At 34.1% G+C, this 18,241-nt stretch carries 18 protein-coding genes; 9 read left to right on the top strand and 9 right to left on the bottom strand.

Translation table 11 applies throughout. The features are described from left to right. Window positions 1–353: 353 nt before the first annotated feature. On the bottom strand, window positions 354–554 hold the full coding sequence (locus OOL03_RS02385) for a hypothetical protein (protein WP_264707553.1): 201 nt from the start codon (window positions 552–554) through the stop codon (window positions 354–356). Between the two features lie 92 nt (window positions 555–646). On the opposite strand from OOL03_RS02385, the gene OOL03_RS02380 reads away from it, so the two are divergent. Beyond that, window positions 647–1,846, top strand: a complete 1,200-nt coding sequence (locus OOL03_RS02380; RefSeq protein WP_264707552.1) for a phage major capsid protein — start codon at window positions 647–649, stop codon at window positions 1,844–1,846. Window positions 1,847–2,235: 389 nt separating this feature from the next. Here the strand turns inward: OOL03_RS02380 and OOL03_RS02375 are convergent, their stop codons facing one another. From OOL03_RS02375 to OOL03_RS02365, 3 genes are read right to left on the bottom strand one after another with little or no spacing between them, the layout of a single operon-like run. Next, complete coding sequence (locus OOL03_RS02375) at window positions 2,236–2,868, bottom strand: amino acid ABC transporter ATP-binding protein (protein ID WP_236718395.1); 633 nt, start codon at window positions 2,866–2,868, stop codon at window positions 2,236–2,238. Further along, window positions 2,861–3,508: an amino acid ABC transporter permease gene (locus OOL03_RS02370; protein WP_007548901.1), complete on the bottom strand. Its 648-nt coding sequence runs from the start codon at window positions 3,506–3,508 to the stop codon at window positions 2,861–2,863. Before OOL03_RS02370 ends, OOL03_RS02375 begins: the two co-directional genes overlap by 8 nt. Beyond that, window positions 3,508–4,242, bottom strand: coding sequence for a substrate-binding periplasmic protein (locus tag OOL03_RS02365; RefSeq protein ID WP_264707551.1), 735 nt, complete (start codon window positions 4,240–4,242; stop codon window positions 3,508–3,510). The genes OOL03_RS02370 and OOL03_RS02365 overlap by 1 nt, the downstream gene beginning before the upstream one ends. A 125-nt stretch (window positions 4,243–4,367) precedes the next feature. Here OOL03_RS02365 and OOL03_RS02360 point away from each other — a divergent pair, with 125 nt between their 5' ends. Further along, on the top strand, window positions 4,368–4,823 hold the full coding sequence (locus tag OOL03_RS02360; protein ID WP_264707550.1) for an arginine repressor: 456 nt from the start codon (window positions 4,368–4,370) through the stop codon (window positions 4,821–4,823). A gap of 53 nt (window positions 4,824–4,876) precedes the next feature. On the opposite strand, the gene tatC is transcribed toward OOL03_RS02360, so the two are convergent. Together tatC and OOL03_RS02350 are read right to left on the bottom strand one after the other, a co-directional pair. Beyond that, window positions 4,877–5,638, bottom strand: a complete 762-nt coding sequence (tatC, locus tag OOL03_RS02355; protein ID WP_264707549.1) for a twin-arginine translocase subunit TatC — start codon at window positions 5,636–5,638, stop codon at window positions 4,877–4,879. Beyond that, window positions 5,635–6,723 carry a type I glyceraldehyde-3-phosphate dehydrogenase gene (locus OOL03_RS02350; RefSeq protein ID WP_264707662.1) on the bottom strand — a complete coding sequence of 363 codons (1,089 nt, stop codon included), beginning with the start codon at window positions 6,721–6,723 and terminating at the stop codon, window positions 5,635–5,637. The genes tatC and OOL03_RS02350 overlap by 4 nt, the downstream gene beginning before the upstream one ends. A gap of 171 nt (window positions 6,724–6,894) precedes the next feature. Between OOL03_RS02350 and OOL03_RS02345 the strand changes: the two genes are divergently transcribed. The 3 genes from OOL03_RS02345 (at window position 6,895) to OOL03_RS02335 (ending at window position 10,404) form a co-directional block, all read left to right on the top strand. Continuing rightward, window positions 6,895–7,716 carry a hypothetical protein gene (locus OOL03_RS02345; protein WP_264707548.1) on the top strand — a complete coding sequence of 274 codons (822 nt, stop codon included), beginning with the start codon at window positions 6,895–6,897 and terminating at the stop codon, window positions 7,714–7,716. A gap of 243 nt (window positions 7,717–7,959) precedes the next feature. Beyond that, a complete protein-coding gene (locus tag OOL03_RS02340; protein ID WP_264707547.1) occupies window positions 7,960–8,493 on the top strand; it encodes an HK97 family phage prohead protease in 534 nt (177 codons plus the stop codon). 135 nt (window positions 8,494–8,628) lie between these two features. Beyond that, on the top strand, window positions 8,629–10,404 hold the full coding sequence (locus OOL03_RS02335; RefSeq protein WP_264707546.1) for a coiled-coil domain-containing protein: 1,776 nt from the start codon (window positions 8,629–8,631) through the stop codon (window positions 10,402–10,404). Here the strand turns inward: OOL03_RS02335 and OOL03_RS02330 are convergent. Both OOL03_RS02330 and OOL03_RS02325 read right to left on the bottom strand, forming a co-directional pair. Continuing rightward, entirely contained in the window at window positions 10,388–11,563 is a 1,176-nt protein-coding gene (locus OOL03_RS02330) for a CCA tRNA nucleotidyltransferase (protein ID WP_264707545.1), read from the bottom strand. The genes OOL03_RS02335 and OOL03_RS02330 overlap by 17 nt on opposite strands. Before the next feature lie 75 nt (window positions 11,564–11,638). Continuing rightward, window positions 11,639–12,571: an OTU domain-containing protein gene (locus tag OOL03_RS02325; RefSeq protein WP_264707544.1), complete on the bottom strand. Its 933-nt coding sequence runs from the start codon at window positions 12,569–12,571 to the stop codon at window positions 11,639–11,641. A gap of 117 nt (window positions 12,572–12,688) precedes the next feature. Here OOL03_RS02325 and ychF point away from each other — a divergent pair, with 117 nt between their 5' ends. Further along, window positions 12,689–13,783: a redox-regulated ATPase YchF gene (ychF, locus tag OOL03_RS02320; RefSeq protein WP_264707543.1), complete on the top strand. Its 1,095-nt coding sequence runs from the start codon at window positions 12,689–12,691 to the stop codon at window positions 13,781–13,783. A gap of 229 nt (window positions 13,784–14,012) precedes the next feature. On the opposite strand, the gene OOL03_RS02315 is transcribed toward ychF, so the two are convergent. Further along, window positions 14,013–14,198, bottom strand: coding sequence for a hypothetical protein (locus OOL03_RS02315; protein WP_197907208.1), 186 nt, complete (start codon window positions 14,196–14,198; stop codon window positions 14,013–14,015). A gap of 330 nt (window positions 14,199–14,528) precedes the next feature. Between OOL03_RS02315 and OOL03_RS02310 the strand changes: the two genes are divergently transcribed. From OOL03_RS02310 to gmk, 3 genes are read left to right on the top strand one after another with little or no spacing between them, the layout of a single operon-like run. Next, window positions 14,529–15,722, top strand: a complete 1,194-nt coding sequence (locus OOL03_RS02310) for an ankyrin repeat domain-containing protein (protein ID WP_077188062.1) — start codon at window positions 14,529–14,531, stop codon at window positions 15,720–15,722. Continuing rightward, window positions 15,715–17,520, top strand: a complete 1,806-nt coding sequence (locus tag OOL03_RS02305; protein WP_264707542.1) for a pentapeptide repeat-containing protein — start codon at window positions 15,715–15,717, stop codon at window positions 17,518–17,520. The genes OOL03_RS02310 and OOL03_RS02305 overlap by 8 nt, the downstream gene beginning before the upstream one ends. Beyond that, window positions 17,504–18,109, top strand: coding sequence for a guanylate kinase (gene gmk, locus OOL03_RS02300; protein ID WP_015588988.1), 606 nt, complete (start codon window positions 17,504–17,506; stop codon window positions 18,107–18,109). The genes OOL03_RS02305 and gmk overlap by 17 nt, the downstream gene beginning before the upstream one ends. Window positions 18,110–18,241: the final 132 nt, after the last annotated feature.

Genomic DNA, 18,241 nt, shown 5'->3' with positions numbered 1-18,241 from the left:
TTCATTTTTAAAGGTAAATTGCACAACAGATGATGTCATTCCAGTGCTTGACACTGGAATGGCTTTGTTGCATCGCTAGCTATGATGGATTAAAGATAAAAAAGATAGGGAATATCAGTAGCTTATTATTCTGGTATTTATAACAAGAACGGTCAGTGAATACCTAAATTTGAGTAAAAGAAATTTCACTACCACTCACTAATCTGGCTAAAATTCAAGAATTTCAATGCTTTAGCTATTTTCAATAGAATTAAATTTATTAATATAAATAACAAATTACTATTCTTAAATTTGATCAGATTGATTGCAAAAAAACAAGATTTTCAATAGGTTGCTTATAATCCTAACTATAGTTAGCCTTTCATAAGTAGCGATGCAACAAAGCCCACTGGAATCCAGAAATTTTGCTTATAACTGAGCTGATGAGCTAAAGGTAGTTGTCTTACGCTAAAACAAACGTTTTTAATTAAGTTGCATAGAAGCTGGATCCCAGTGTCAAGCACTGGGATGACAAGAAAGGGAGCACTGGAATGACATTGTTTACTATGTACCATATTGCAATATTCGTACAACTGTGGGAAACATCTATGGATGCCATTCCTATTACCTTATTTCCATTTTTATTTCATTTTCAAAGGAGGCTATTATGTCACTTACCGATATCGCTCACCGTATCAATGAACTCGCTTCATCATGGGAGCAATTTAAATTAATAAATGATCGCAAACTAAAAGAAATTGAAAGCAAAGGGCGTGCTGATTCTGCAACAATTGAGCAGCTATGCAAGGTAAATAATGCCATTGATAGTTGCAAAGAGCGTTTAGACTTGATCGAAACTGCAGCTCAACGCCCAGAAGTAAATACAGATTTTAGCACAAGCGATAAATATTTTTCTGATTATATCCGCAAGGGAATGGAAAGCGGTTTATCACACAAAACCCTCAGTGGAGATGACAGTGATATCGGGGGGTATCTAGTTACTCCGCATATTGTAAAACGCATAAACAAGCGCGTAACTGATTCGTCCCCAATGCGACAAATATGCTCCAGTCAAAGAATCTCTACTGAAACATTGGATTACATTATAGAAGATTTTGACCGCGCCGGTGCAGGTTGGAGCAGTGAAACAGTAGATGATGAGGACGGTGGCAATAAGTCTAAGTATGATTTTGCAAAAGATACGGACACGCCCAAAATCCAAAAGATTTCCGTCACAACTTACGAGTTATATGCTCAACCACAAATATCACAAAAGTTACTCGATGATGCGTTTGTCGATGTTGAGAGTTGGCTGGTGGAAAAGATTGCCGAGACTTTTAGTAAGGAAGAAAGCGAAGCCTTCATTAAGGGTGAGGGCACTTTTCAACCAAAAGGAATTTTAGCTTATGAAAATGGAAACAGTTATAATAAAATAGAGCAAGTTAAAACTGAAAAATTAGATAGTGATTCAATAATGATGTTGTATTACTCTCTGGACGAATATTATTCCAAAAATGTGTCATTTTTGATGAACAGGAGTACGTTGAAGGACATTAGGCTACTAAAAGCTCAAACAGGTCAATATCTCTGGCAACCAAGTTTGTCGCTTAAAGCCCCAGATACCTTAATGGGAATACCAGTATATCAATCTGCCGATATGCCACCAGCGCCAAACAATCAGCTACCAGTAATTGCGATGGCAGATTTCAAACAAGCTTATAAGATTGTAGATAACAGAGGAATGAGAATATTAAGAGACCCTTATACGAATAAACCTTATGTGAGGTTTTTTGTCACTAAGCGTGTCGGCGGAGAGGTTGTAAACACCAGTGCTATTAAATTGTTGAAAGTTGCGAGCAAGTACTAAAAACTTCCGCAGCATCATCTTTATAGCTGATCAAAGCAACACGTCATACCGCGATTCATTCCATAACTGTACGAACATTGTGATTTTGGTCCATCAGGAGGGTGTCATCCCAGTGCTTGACACATATAGCTAAACTGACTTAGATTTACCGACAGTTTGAAAAACAAAAATTCGTCATTCCGCTACTTGTTAGCGGAATCTATGCTGAGATATCGCGGCGGTATGACGTAGGAAAACCTTTCTTGGGTTAGCTATAGTTTGCTATATTATGTGATTTTATTTTTAGCGTTGCTTCTTATATTATGTAATTTATTTTCCATAATATACATTATGTAATTTTCGATGCTAAGATCTGTTATAGCTCTCAGTATGATATGAGTGATTCTCTTTTAATAATTATTTTTTAAATAGTTTGTTGGTTCATCAATTTCTTTAGGATTGATATCTACAATTATTTTTCCGTTTTTTAACAGAATAATCCGATCTGATATTTTTGTTAAAAAATCCAAATTGTGAGAAGCGATAATCATAGTAATACCCATATCTCTAACTGATTGTAATAGTTCCACAACGTCGACTATTGTTGCTACATCTAAACCAGACGTTGGCTCATCGCATAATAGAATCCTTGGATTCATCATTAAGCTTCTGGCAAGCGCAACCCGCTGTTTTTGCCCACCGGATAGATTACTAGGGTAATCATTTTTTTTAGAGGCAATACCCAAAGACTCAAGTAGTGAATCACTTTGATCCTGAGTTTTGTTTTTAAGTTTGGGAGCATATGTAAGATTTTCCCAGACAGTCATATGTGGGAAAAGTTGAAAATCCTGAAATACAAAACCAGTACTATCATTGCATTCAATGCTACCAGAATCTAAAACTTCGAGTTTTTGTATACAACGTAACAATGTTGATTTACCACTACCAGAAGGACCAGCAAGACCAACTATAGATTGTTCTATAATCAGGTTAATATTATTAAGTACTGGAATATTATTAAATAATTTACAAACATTATGCATTTTTATCATATATACCTTTCTGTTCAATCTTTTTGCCTATATATTCAATTAGTAATACAAGAGCGTAATAATAAGCCCCAGCAAGACAAAGTGGTATAAAATAAGTAAATTGTTCTGCTGCAAGCATTTGCGCAGAGCGCATAATATCAACACCACCAATAGTAGAGATTAATGCCGTTTCTTTAAGGAGTGCAATGATCTCATTTATCATTGCAGGAAGAATATTTTTAATAACTTGTGGTAATATAATATCTCTCCACATATAGAAACTAGGTATTTGTAAAGTTTTAGCTGCTTCAAACTGGTTTTTTGATATAGTTTCAATACCAGCTCGTAAAATCTCAGCAATATAAGCACAGCTATTTAGACCAAATGCTATAATGCCAGCACTAAATATGTTTAATTTAATTCCTGCAATGGTTGGAGTCATAAAATAAACAACACTTAACTGTAATATAAGGGGGGTGCCACGTATTACAGATATAATTCCATTAATTAATGGAATACAGATCTTATTATATCTGAGTACTGAAAATAACCCTCCTAGACTCATACCTAAAAGCAGTCCTCCAATCAATAATTTTAAAGTAAAGGCAAGGCCTGTTCCAACAAACAAGAAATTAGAAATTAATTCTTGCATCAGTTATCTCCTAGCCATTTTTCTGCTATCTTTTGTATTACACCTTTACTTTCTAAACTTTTTAACGCCTCGTTTATTTTATCCTTTAAATCAGATCCTTTATTCACAGCAATAGAATAACCATTATCTGACTTAGCGATGGCTGACCATGATAGACCAGGATTTTTTTTGCTAAATACTTTACCTTGGAATTCATCAATTAGGACGCTATCAACATGACCAGACTTTAATGTTTCTACAGCTTGATTATTATTGTCTATAGCAATAATTTGAGCTGTTGTAGGAACATGCTCTTTTAGCCAAATTTCCATGACAGTTCCTAGTTGAACGGCTATCTTCTTGTGAGTTAAGTTGTTTATACCGGCTATGGGTTTATTTTTGTGATATAGAATACCAAATTCCCCTGTATAATAACTATTTGAAAAATCAAAATTTTTTTCACGCTCTTCTGTGCTACCAATAGTAGATATAGCAGCATCTACAGAATTACTTTGCAATGCTGCAAATATAGTACTAAACTGCATATCTTTAAATATCGCTTCTTTACCTAACTCTTTTGCTACTAATTGAGTAAGCTCAATGTCAAAGCCAGTAAATTTACCATTTTCATAATATTCAAAAGGTGGATAATCTGCAGAAATTGCAAATCTAATGATATTATCGTGTTTATCTTCCTTGCATCCTGTTAATAGAATACTTATCGCTATAATAGCATTTAAAATGTATTTTTTCATATTACTAATTTATATTCATATTTTATTCATCTTGTGAATATAGACATTAAAAATTGAATAGTCAAGAAATAATGAATATAATTTCAAATATACTTATTACATATTCAATATGAGGAAAATGCATAATGCATGACAACACACTAGGTGAACATATTTTAAATATTATTCAAAATCATGAAATTTTAGAACAGAGCGATTTACAGACCTTACTCAAAAAAAGAGGGTATAACATTTCTCAGGCTACTTTATCAAGAAAATTGAAAGAACTTAAAATTGCCAAAGTTGCTGGTATGTATAAAGTAATTGACATCAACCAATATCGATTACCATTAATACTTAATATGCAAATTTCGGATTTTGGTTTAATAGTACTACACACTCAACCAGGACAAGCTAGCAGCCTAGCTTACTTTCTAGATCAGAAGTATGTTATTTATTCATTAAATAATAGCAAAAACATAGGAATTATAGGAACTATAGCAGGTGATGATACAGTATTATTGATCATCAAAAGTAAGACTGAACTTAACAAAGTATTACAATCAATTTATGAAACATTTCCATATTTAAGTCCTGAATAAGAATGTTGTAAGTTAAAAATGTGATATAAAGGAGATGAGAGGGATTCCTTTGTTTAAATCTTTGTCTTCTTTTTTTCAATATACCTACATATCAGAATGGACAATTCATATAGAATCAGCATAGGTATTGCAAGCCCTACTTGGCTTAATACATCAGGTGGAGTTAAGATTGCAGCAATAATAAAAATTACCACTATTGCGATTCTACGTTTATTTGACAAACTTTGTGTAGTGAGTAACCCTACTCTCACCATCAATGTGAGTATTACTGGAATTTGAAATGCAGTGCCAAATGCAAACATAAATTGGAGAACGAGATCTAAATATTCGCTAACTGATGGCATAAACTCTATCGGTATATCGAAGGATTTACCACTGTGTTCGAAGTTGATAAAAAACTTCCAGGCTAAAGGAAATATATAGTAATAGACTACAGTAGCTCCCGTTACAAATAAAACCGGTGTTGCAATTAAGTATGGCAACAACACTGCCCTTTCACTTTTATATAACCCAGGTGCTAAGAACATATAGAATTGCCATGCAAACACAGGAAAAGAGAGCAAAAGTGCACTCATCATTGCAACTCTAAGATACACAAAAAATGCCTCCGTTAAGTCTGTGTAAATTAAAGAAAAACCTTTGCTATCTTTTGTTGCTTCTATTAAAGGTGCAAGTAAAAAACGGTATATATTTTCCTTAAAGTAGTAACAAAAACCAAAAGCAATGCAAAAAAATAGAAAGCAAAAGATAACTCTTTTTCTGAGTTCCGCAAAGTGCTCATAAAATGAGGCGTATTTGTTTGAGTTCCAGTTCATACTTTACTATAGCTCAATAATGCTATGTCTAACATTCTCAGCGAAAAAGCCCACTCATTGTCATACCACGCTGCAACCCTGCATATATCACCTGTAACATATGTACCAGTTAAATCCACAATTGCACTATAAGGGTTATGCACAAAGTCTATTGAAACTAAAGGTTCCGTACATATAGAAAGTACATTTGACATTGGAGAACCCTCTGTCATCCTAGTACCCTCTGATGTCATCCGAGTAGCTGACACTGGATTAGATTCCAGCGTCACGCGCTGGAATGACGTAGACGAGAGAGCTGCATCCTTAAACATTTCATTGATTTCTTTAACGGTCGCTTTCTTATCAGTCGTAAATGTAAAATCAACCATAGAAACATTGCTAACTGGAACTCTGACGGCAGTGCCATCTAGCTTGCCCTTTAATTCAGGAATTATAGAACCAATTGTTTTTGCTGCCCCGGTTGTAGTTGGCACCATAGATAATCCGCAAGCTCTTGCTCTACGCAAATCTTTATGATTACCATCAAGAATATTTTGATCATTCGTGTAGGCATGTATAGTAGTCATAAAACCGCTTTTTATGCCTAAACCAGAATGTAGGATTTTCACAATCGGAGCAAGGCAATTTGTAGTGCAAGAACCTGCTGATATCACTTTATGCTCTTTTTCGAGCATATCGTCATTCACACCATAAACTATAGTGACATCAGCATCCGGAACTGGAGCAGAGACAATTACTTTCTCTGCATTGTGCCTTATTGCTTCTTCACGTTTATTGAATGCACCAGTACATTCAAGTATTACATCAACATTCCAAGGAATATTTTCAGGATTCCGTTCTCTATATAAAGAAAACTTTTTGCCATTTATAGAAATCCAATTTTGAGACTCATTAAAATCAATATCACCACTGAATTTGCCATGAACAGAATCATATTTAATCAAATGTGCATGCTGCTCAGCACCGAGCGATCCATTGATAGCTACAACTTCTATTTGCTCACTATACTTTTCTATTTCATAAATAGCACGCAATACACTTCTGCCTATTCTACCAAGACCATTAATTCCTACACGAATCGTCATCTCTTCATTCAAAAAATTTAATTATAGAGGATATCACTTGATATTTCATTTTATTCTTTTGACTGCTAATTGGCAGTTTTAACCTTAATATATTAATATTCACCTTGACTAAAGAACTATAATACTGTATCATTTTATCAATAGTATTGAAACTTTAATAGGAGGCTAATTATGTTATTACAGAGGATCATTGTAGATCAATTAGAAAAAATTTCAGGCCAATCATTTCTACACAAACTTGCTACCGATAAAGAATATTTTAAGGAAGTGTCAAGGTATTTGGAAGAAAATCATAAGATGAGCTTAGAAGAGTTTATAATTAGCGTTTATATATCAAGTGGAGGAGATGTCAATTTTCGTGATTATAAGGATGAGGCAGCATTATATTCTGTATCAGAAAACGACAATCAAGATATGGTTCGTATTTTAACATCATGTGGTATAAGCATTGATGACTTTAATTGTGAAATTAGTAATAGAATACAGGAAAAATCTGAACAATCTAGGAGAATTTCATTAAGTAATAATGCTAATGTTTCACATATCTACGAAATAATACGCAGAATTACTAATATAAGAGATGCTTTCCAACATTTGGACCTTAGACACAGTGATAAGAGACCTTTTATTGTTGGGTGTATTACTAGCTTTGTGAGTTTGATGGCTATTAATGCTATTAAAGGTAATTACTATAATGGTCCTGGTAGTCTTACTTGCATTCCTGTTTTCCATGCCAACATGTCAAACTTTTCTGATTTTACTACTGATAGAATTAATACCTTTGCTAGCTTTATTATTGGAACAATAGCATATAAGGCCGCACAAAACATTTCTACGTTAGTAAGAGATGTTTCTAGTTTACTCCATAATAGATTGGAAGTGCAAAAAAATGAATCAGAAATCGCTAGATATAAAAAAATACAAGAGAACGTTATCTCTATTCTGTCAGAAGTAAAAGTAGGATCAAATTTGTCTAGAGATATCAATTGTTGATGTTACCTGAGTACAGATTTTTCTCATATCTCAATACTTTCTAGACTGTTATTGAGTGCTTTCACATCTGAGTTTTCCTACTGTCATCCTAGCACGTGACGCTGGGATCTTTATTGCTTTCATAGTCTCATTTATTATTTTGTAACTAAAAAAAATACTTTCCCTTTTTAGAGAACTGCATATAATAGATTTGACATTGCAGTGCATTGTGCAAACAAAATTCCCAACACTACAGGAGGCTTTATGAATAAGAAATTTCTCTATTCACCATTGTCAATAAAAAGCATAGGAGAAAACGGTGTATTTTCTGGTTATGCTAGCGTTTTTAATATAATTGATAAACAAAATGATCTGATATTGCCTGGGGCATTTAAGGAAAATTTAAACAGAAATAAAATAAAACTCCTTTGGCAGCATAATCCTGACGAACCTATAGGTAGTATCATAGATATTTATGAAAATGATGTTGGCCTGTATATAACCGCACATTTACTTTTGGGTATTCAGAAAGCAGAAGAAGTGTATTTGATGCTCAAAACTGGGGCAATTAACGGACTTTCCATCGGCTATATACCTATAGAGTATGATGTTGATCATAAAAGCGGAGCTAGAGTGTTAAAACAAGTGGAATTATGGGAAGTCAGTTTGGTCACTTTTCCTGCAAACTTAGCTGCTCAGGTAATCAATGTGAAAAATCAGAACAATGAACAGGAAGTGTTAGAAAGAGCGATAGAAAAAGCAAATGCTGTACTTGCAGACATGTACATTTCTGCTTAAAGTGTATTAGGCGGGCAAAGACTTTACCATAATTTGACACCTGCGTTAGTATTTGTTTAACATTTATACTAATATATATAACTTTATTACTATTAAAATTTTCTGTAAATTAAAGTTAAAAAATAAGGTAATTTTATGCTAAATATTAATAATAAGGTTAATTATGAAATTAATATTAAGCGAAAGGAAAAAAAATACAGCTGGTCTACTGTATTTGCTTGGTTATATCTAAAAACGATTGGACGAATATTGCCCAAGAGATGGAATAGATGGGCAGAAAATATTTTGTACTACGATAAAACTACTGCAAACAATGAAGTTCAAACTGATGCTTTTAAGACAATAGATGGAAGTGTTCAAGTTGACTTAAAACCTGAAGTTGTAGAGAAAGAGAGCCAAAGTGTAGTGATAAACAAAGATGGAGAGGTTCAGACTGATGGAGTAGCATTGATAACAGAGGAAGATGATGAAGCATTAGAAGAACAGCTGGAGGGCATAAATCAGGAATTAGAACTTGAACGTTTACAAAATGCTTCCTTAAAAGAAGAAAATAGAGAATTACGATCTGCAATTGAAGGACTTGAAAAGAGTTATAAGGGACTTACAGAAGATGCAGGCGAACGAGAAGAGGAACTAACCAAATACAAACAAGATAAAAAAGCAATGCGGGATAAAGTTGATGAACAACAGAAAACTATATTTGATCAATACATGATAATAAGAGAGCAAGGAGAAGAAATTGAAGCTACTAGGAAAGATAATGAAAGTCTGCAAGCACAAATAATAGAACTTAAGAGTAGGTTAAAGGACAAGGAGGATAAATTAATTGAATTGAATCAACAATGGCAAGCTAGCAAATTAGTGGCTTTACTTAAATCACAGACTGATAAATTGTGTCAGGCTAAAGACAAAAATACTGAATTAGAAAATAAAGTCAGTGACTTAGGTCATGAAAACAAAGCTCTACGATTAAGTGTGAATACATTGACTGCTCAATTGGGTGAAATGGAGAACTTGGGGAAGCAATTACAAAGTGTTCAAGAATCTAAACAACAATTGGAGATTGATTTAGAAGGTCAATTGAAAGCTGACACTAAGAAACTACAGGAAGCAAAAGAAGGTCAATTGGCTAAAAAGGCAGGTGCAGTGAGTACAGTATCTACTGCAAAATCAACTCTTTCAAAATTACGAAACTTGCCCAATAAGCTTTCTAGGGATAAGGGTCTCAATAACTTTTTATCTGGGAAAAACGAGGAGTTAAAAAAAGGTTTTCCTGAATTTAAAGAGAAACACTTTTGCCATAACGTGCTTAATGAAACTATAAAGTCTCTATCAAATCAAGATGATGGCAAATTTGAAAGCAGTAAGCTGCTTGAATTATTAGAAAGTAATTTGAAACAATCCGCAAGGGAGATCATAGAAGCTAAGGTTAAAGAAGTTGTCAACGAACATTGTAACATTGGAAAAAATATGGGTAAAGAACTACGAGATGACACGTTAAAAGCCAAGTTGTCACCTTCTGTTAGAAAATGCGTAAAAAAATTAGAATTTAACAAACAAGAAGGGGTAAATAAGATTGTAGACTCTATCTTGCACAGCTTTAATAGCAAGAATAATAATAATAACGACTCAGGAGAATTGCTTAAAGAAATTGTTACAGGAAAATTAACAGAGGCTAAAATGAAATGTTTTTCAAATAAGATTCAAGAGTTACAACTGGCATTAAGCATAAGAGATAAATTTTTATCTCCAGATCAGGGAATGTGTAATCAAACTCAAGGAGGAGTAAACGAATATCAATTAACAGAAAAAGCTAAAAAAGAACATATACCTAATTCCTCTATGAGTTCCCCTAATATTGCAAGCATACATTCATTGAACAGTCAGAAAGCAGTTAGAATAGGCTCTTAGCATAAAGCACCAGCTCCTCTTTTGTTAAAGTGTAGGAGCTATCTTCCCAATGTTGTTTTAGCAATTCCAAGTTTCTACCTAAACTTTTTCCTGGCTGGTGACCTATACTTATTAAATCATCGCCAGATAAAGGAAATTTTGGAATATTGAATGTGTTAGCAAATGAAATGTATTCATCAACATTTTCTCCAGACTCAACACCACAAATTTTCACTAAATAACAATATAATTCTCTACCAAATAAAGATATGTATTTTTTTTGCTCTTTTTCTGAGAGTTCTGTTTTGATATCGTTGGATAGTAAAAATAGCAGCTTTTTCTTTTGCTTGTTTGAAAGACGTAGAAACATGATTATATATTCTCCAAGACTTAGCCTGTCATTTTTTTTAGTAGTCCTAAGGAGTAACGCTAATTTTACTAGCGCATCAGTGCCGAAAAGAAGTGACGAAGACAGAATTTCGCATTTTACTTCTTTTGGGATAATCTTTTGCAAAACATCAGATTCTTGCATGCTCTTAAGTGTTGGAAAAGGATCATTGCACTTCAGCAATTTAAGTATTTCATCTCTTATTCTCTCTCCAGAGAGGTTTTGGATCATATGCGAATGCTTTTTGCATACGCTTAGTATTTCATCACTCAAATCTCCGGCACATATTTTTGCATGAAAACGAAATGCTCTTAAAATACGTAGATAGTCTTCTTTAATTCTATCTTCAGCGTTGCCTATAAAGTTTAACCTTCGCGCCTTTAAATCCTCAATGCCACCAAAGTAGTCATATATATGGCCATGCTTATCTGCATATAGAGCGTTAAATGTAAAGTCACGCCTTGAAGCATCAGCTTGCCAATTATTAGTAAATTCTACTTTTGCATGCCTACCATCACATTTCACATCATGCCTTAGTGTCGTAATTTCAAAAGACCTCTGATTTAGAACCGCAGTGATAGTTCCATGTTTTAAGCCAGTTGGAATAGTTTTTATATTACGGAGTTTTAGCGCTTTAATCGTTTGATTGGGAAGCAAATTAGTAGCTAAATCGATGTCGTGGACATCACGCTGCAAAATTGAGTCTCTCACACACCCGCCGACAAGCCTAGCCTCACCACCAAATTCCTCTATGGCATCAATAATTAAACTAGTCTCATGGTCAACTTGCATTTAGGTTAGTACGTACTGCAAGTTCATATTATATGAAATGCTTGCAAAAGCCCTATATAAAAATATACAGGGCTATTAAGATTTTACAAGTTGTGGTGCTCGTTGTTGATGAAATGGTTCTGCCATCGATTCCGTACCACATCTTAGTAAACTTGAAGGGTTTTGCTGCTCTATGCGCTGCTTTATATCACTAACGCACTGCCCTACAACATCACCAATTTTTCCATCAGCATTTTCTGCCAATAACTTATCAAATCCCTTTTCAACCTCTGCTCTCTCAGAGATATCCTTTGAAAAGTTACAATACTCTAAGATCTCGTCTAGCTGCAGTTTTTTTGCTAATAGGAAATCTTCTTGTTCTTGCTCTTGTTTAAGTTTGGTTTCCTCTTGCAGTTGTTTTGCTAAACTTTTATTTCTATCAAGCAATGGTTCGAAATGCAATCCGCCTTTGTTTATTATATGCACAATACTACTATCATCATAATCAACTTTATTGTATTCACCTGCACTTTTTGAACCTGAATTGTCTATTAATTCATGCAAAGACAGATCTTGGTTATCAACAGTCTGGTTCTCTATAACATGTAGCTTTACCTTATACTTTTCACAAAGTATTCTGCCTTCAACGTCAGGATCACCCCACCTACTGTTACGCATAATGTCTGCTGTATAATCATCTACAGTTTCACTACGGTGCTGGCCATTGTTATCATGACTATTGACAATTGCATTTGTAAACCACTTTGGTGGATTCTTTTGCGCAAATTCCCTACAATCATTTCTTAATTTTTCGGCAGTAACTTGCTCTCCTGTCTGTTGTTCTAGACTTTGCCTGAACGAGTCAAAAAAACAGCTTCCATTACCAATTGCTTGTCCTACATAGAAATTGTCAGGGTAAGGGTTACTATTTAAAAGAGTTATTTCTTGCCCTGAGATCCTGGGCCTTTTTATTCCAACCTCAACATCATGAAAGTCACTTGGTAGTTTCCGTTTCTTAGCTGTAGTCATAGTTTTACCTTAATTTAAGCTATATATTACTATACCAACAAAATTGTCAATAAGCGACTAATTAAGTATAGCAGAAATTTTTAAATTATGCAATAGTTATAATTTTACATAGCAAATATGAGTTTTAACTGCGGTATAGTTGGGTTACCAAACATAGGAAAATCAACCTTATTTAATGCGCTTACAGAGTCAAGTGCAGCCGAAGCTGCAAATTATCCTTTTTGCACAATCGAGCCAAATATAGGCAAGATTTCGATAAAAGATCAACGTTTGAAACAAATCGCAGCAATTGCAGGCTCAGAGAAGGTAATCTACAACCAATTAGAAGTTGTAGATATTGCAGGTCTGGTAAAGGGTGCGAGCAAAGGCGAAGGGCTCGGCAATAAATTTTTAAGCCATATCAGAGAAGTTGATGCCATCGTTCATCTGCTCAGGTGCTTTACGGATGACGATATCAGCCATATACACAGTAAAATAGATCCAATATCAGATGCTGAAGTGGTAGAAATGGAATTAATCCTAGCTGATATTGATAGCATAGAAAAAAGGCTTCCTCAATTGGAAAAGAAAGCAAAGCAAGGTGATAAAGAGCTAAAGAGACAACTTGAATTAATGCAAGAGGTATTAGCTACTTTAAAATTAGGTAAACCTGCAAGAAGTTTGGAGAATATCAATGAAGATGAGATGAAGTTGCTTCAATTGCTGACAACAAAGCCCGTTATGTACGTTTGCAATGTTGAAGATACAAATGTTATAACTGGCAATGAATTATCTAAAAAGGTAGAGAGAATGGCAGAGGAAAATAAAAGCAAATTTTATTGCATTTCAGCAAAACTCGAAGCAGATATTGCAAATCTTGATAGTGAAGAGGAAAAACAGAGTTTTTTATCAGAATTTGGCTTACAAGAATCAGGCCTTGATGGAGTAGCGCGTATTATGTATGAAGTGCTGAGTATGATAACTTTCTTTACTGTGGGCCCCAAAGAAGCACGGGCATGGCCAGTAAAAATAGGGTCAACAGCCGATAAAGCAGCAGGTGTAATCCATACTGATTTTGAGAAAGGCTTTATAAAAGCAGAGACAATAAGCTTTGTAGACTACATAAAGTATGGAAGTGAATCAGCTTGCAAAGACGCAGGAAAAATTCGCTTTGAAGGCAGAGATTACATCGTGCAAGATGGTGATATAATGCACTTTAGGTTTAATGTGTAGTTTATTATGCAGCCACTTATTTAAAGTTAAGTTTTCTGGATCCCAGTGTCTGGGCACTGGGATGACAAGAAAGGGAGCACTGGAATTTTTGTTTCAATATTTGTACATTAGCCATGCATCTGAACAGATACCTCCCATAAACGGATACACTGTAGAAGGATAGTTTCTTCTCCCCAGTAAAGACTAGATTCCAGACTGGAATGACAGCAATCCTACGTCATACCGCGATTCATTCCATAGCTGTACGAACATTCATTTTTGAAGGTAAATTGCACAGCAAATGGTCAGTGCTTGGCACTGGAATAACGTCCTCCTTTGTCATCCCAGTGCCCAGACACTGGGATCCAGTTTTCCATATAATCTCATCGAAAATGTTGTAACCACTTTCTATGCTAGTTTGCTTGCTTACAAGCAAACTTTTCTGGATCCAAGTAGTCTGGGCACTGGGATGACAGGAGAAGGAGGCTACTTGCATGACACCATTCTTTTTTCTGGATCCCAGTGTCTGGGCACTGGGATGACGAGAAAGGAGCACTGGGATGACATCCTCCCTAGCGGAGATTGCTCTCAAATCACAATGTTCGTACAGTAAGCACTGACCACTTTGCTTCAATATTTGCGATGCCCCTGAACAGATACAAAAAATCTATTGTTTTTTTATAAATTAAATCCTAAGGCATTTTTTACTGTAGATTAATCATTTGATTATAGTATCATTTTAATTAAGCTTATGCTTGGGATATTTATGAAAAATATTTTATATTTTATATTATTAGCTGTTGTATTCGGATCACTGAGCCTATTTGCTGTAGAGCAATTTGAAGAAAAGAAAATTGAATCAGTTCATAAAAACGAAAATGTAGGTGTAAGGAAGCAAGATAGCACAAATCAAAAAGATGAGTTAAAAAGCAACGTCGATGCTAAACAAACACAAGAGGCTGAGAGCAAAAGATTAGACGGCACTACCGATAAAGAGAAACTGCAACACAACGAGAACAAAGCTTTCGTGGTTGAAAAAACTATAAGTGAAGGTGAAAGGATTGATAAAGATTTGCCAAATGACCAGCTAGAAGGAAGCACAGACAAATTTGCTCAAAATTTACCAAATGTGGCCAATAAAGAAGTGAATAAAGATTTGAAACCAGAGCCTTTGCCTTTAAGTGCTGATTTAAATGAGAATACAGCTAACCCGCAAAAAAATCTACAAGCTGATCAGAAGATTGATATAAAAGATAATGAACTTTCAAAAAGTGATGCGAGTCAATTATTAGAGGGAAAAAAAGAAAAAGTAGAGAATCAGTCTGAAGAAAAAAAAGTGAAAGAAACAAACAGTAATTCCAAGGACCGCAATAGAGTAAAACCTATAACTAAAAAAGATGAAGAAGAGCAAAGTGAAAAGAAAAGTTTACAAAAATGGACAAAGCTAAACAGAGAACCAATAAAAGAATGGGGTCATAAAGACATACAAAGCAAGTCAATATATAAACGACAATATGATAGCCTTAATGAGCATCTTCCTACAACTGTGTTTATTGATGATTACAGTAAGCAATTTTTTTACTGCATTAAGAAGAACAACTTAACTTGCTTAAGAGGAGTAATAAGTAAGCTAGAAAAAATTGGATTAACAATTCAAGAGATACTAAGGTTTAGAAATAAATTGGGTGATACTCCTCTCATTTATTCAGTTAAACAAGGTGAGGTAGACATAGTGCGCTTTCTCTTATTACAAGGTGCTGATCTTAGAGTAGTTAACAATAATTTTCAATCCCCAATTGATATAGCAATCGAAAAAAAGCAGATCAATATAATAAATGCGATTGCCGAAATGATGCCACATCTTTTGGAGGATAGAAAAATAGACAATAAAGAAAGCTCAGCAATGTACGATTGGGCTGTGAAAACGAAAGAAATACAGTGCGATAAGCAAGATGATTAGATTTTTGATATTAATTTTAGTTGGTCATTTATGTTATGGAAACGAAACAAATGATGAAAAAAATCAGATTAGTGATTTTTTAAACGCTTTGCGTGATGCAAAATACGTATCTTACAGTAAAAAAGACTTTGCTGAATTTTTGGTGCAGTGCCACAAAGAGGGCGTGCCAGAAGATTTTAAGAAAGGTTTTGGTTCTAACTTAAATGGAGCTAATTTTAACCAACTGTACCTAAGTAAATCTGTTTTTGATGGAGTAAGTCTGATTGGTGCCGATTTTTCTAACACCGATTTATCCGATGTGTCTTTCATTGATGTTGATTTACGTGGTGCTAATTTTTCCAATGCTAATTTACATGGCATTAAAATAAAAGGTACAAATTTGAGTTTTACAAAATTTGTTTCTGCAAACTTAACAGATATCGTATTTGATCAGTCTAATGTTAGTTATGCTGATTTTATCAGTTCCGATCTCAAAAAAGTAAGTATGCACAACGTAATTGGTTTGCATACTAATTTCTCGAATGTGAAAATGAATTTCTCCAACTTATCAAACTCGAATGTTAGCCACGTAAATTTTAGTGATAGTGAAATAAACGATACTGTTATGCAGAAAAATAACCTTGATAATGCAAGTTTCTTTGGAGTGGATGCATATAAATTAAAGATACAATTTTCTTCATTAAAAAATGCTAACATATATGGTGCAGAGTTAAAAGAATCAGACTTTACAGGTAGCAATCTTTCCGCTGCCTACCTTAATTCTTCTATCATAATTAACAGTAACTTCGACGAAACTAATTTAAGCAACACACAAATTTCCTATGTGAATGACGATAATTCAAGTTTTGTTCAATCTATACTAAATGGTTCCAAGATAAAGCATACATATGTTTCTGAAGCAAATCTTCAGGATGCTGATTTATCCAATATTGATTTTAGTTTTAGTGAACTGCATCAAGTTAATGTCTCTAATGCTGACATTCGTCACGGAAAGTTTCATAATACTAAAGTTGCGAATTCTAACATGAATGGCTCATTTTTTGACCATTCACTATTCACCTCTGCGAAGATAGAAGATTCAGACCTTTCTACAACTTCAATGTATAAGATAAAAATCCAAGACTCTCAAGTTTATAACAGTACACTTTCTCGCCATAATATTGATTCCAGTGAAATAGAAAATTCAACATTCTTTAATTTATTAGCTGATAATTCGAGTTGGTCCAATTTAAAAGTAACTAATTCAAATTTTATTGAAAGCGATTTCAGATCTTCTTTGCTTCACGCTAATGCCTTTAGGAAAACTAGTTTTTTTCTTAGCAATTTGAGTAATTCAACAATTAGTGATATGTCTTTTCACTCTTCAAGCATATATAAAAGTTCAGTTGCTGATGTTCACTTAACAGGTTGCAAATTTGATAATTCAATTTTGATTGACAATCAAGGGCAGGAGAAACTCACAGGTTCAGAAAATGCTATAACTTCAATTGAAGATTTGCAAGAGAAAATATCACAGGGTGAAAAATTTAATGTAAATTATTCTTACTTTGAATTTAAAGATATGAATTTAGAAAATGCTGATTTTTCTAATTCAACATTGAGTAGAGCAAAGTTTGTAAACGTTAATTTGAATAAGGCAAATTTTGAAAAAACCGATTTGCGCTATACTGTCTTTGATAACTCTTCTCTTATTGGCACCAACTTATCAAATTCTAATTTAGAAGGTTCTAGCTTTTTAAACTCTGATCCAAAAAGCACCATGTTAAAAAATGCAAAGAAAAATGACCGTAAAAAGTGAGGGCGTATTATTGGTTCTATCCTCCCCTTCTGGAGCTGGAAAAACTACTATATCAGCAAAATTACTTGAGCAATCAACTAATTTAGTTAGGTCTGTTTCTATGACTACACGCAAGCCTCGCCCCGGCGAAATAAATGGAAAAGACTATTTTTTCGTTACCGAAGAAAAATTTCACGAGTTATGCAAAGCTGGCCAAATGCTTGAATACGCCAAAGTTTTTGAGAATTTTTATGGTATACCAAGAAATTTTATAGAGCAAAACTTAAGCAATGGAATAAGCGTTTTACTAAGCATAGACTGGCAAGGAGCATTTCACTTATTCAAGCTCATGAGAAAAAAAGTTGTGAGTGTTTTTATACTTCCCCCTTCAATGGAAGAGCTTAGGTTGCGTTTGCAAAAGCGTAATAGTGATGATGCAAGCGAAATAGAGCGCAGATTAGCCGAAGCTCAAAAAGAGATAAGCAAACGTGATAAATATGATTATGTAATAATCAATGATGATATTGATAAAAGTGTAGAAGAGATAAGCTCCATACTAAATAAAGAAAGACTTAAAAAACTAAAAGAAAAACCAAGTCTGGAAGACTGATAAAAACATCAATTTGGATATTTGCAGCTATAGTTTCTTATCCTATTTTAGCCAATAGCACGTTTCGCAGTTTAGCTATATTTATTATTTTTTAAGACAAAATGGTTAAAATAGTAGACAACTGTTCAAGTG

The sequence above is a fragment of the Wolbachia endosymbiont (group A) of Acrocera orbiculus genome (assembly GCF_947250015.1).
GTDB classification, from domain to species: Bacteria; Pseudomonadota; Alphaproteobacteria; order Rickettsiales; family Anaplasmataceae; genus Wolbachia; species Wolbachia pipientis.
Note: the sequence above shows the minus strand (reverse complement) of the source record. Positions and strands in the feature narration are given on the sequence as shown.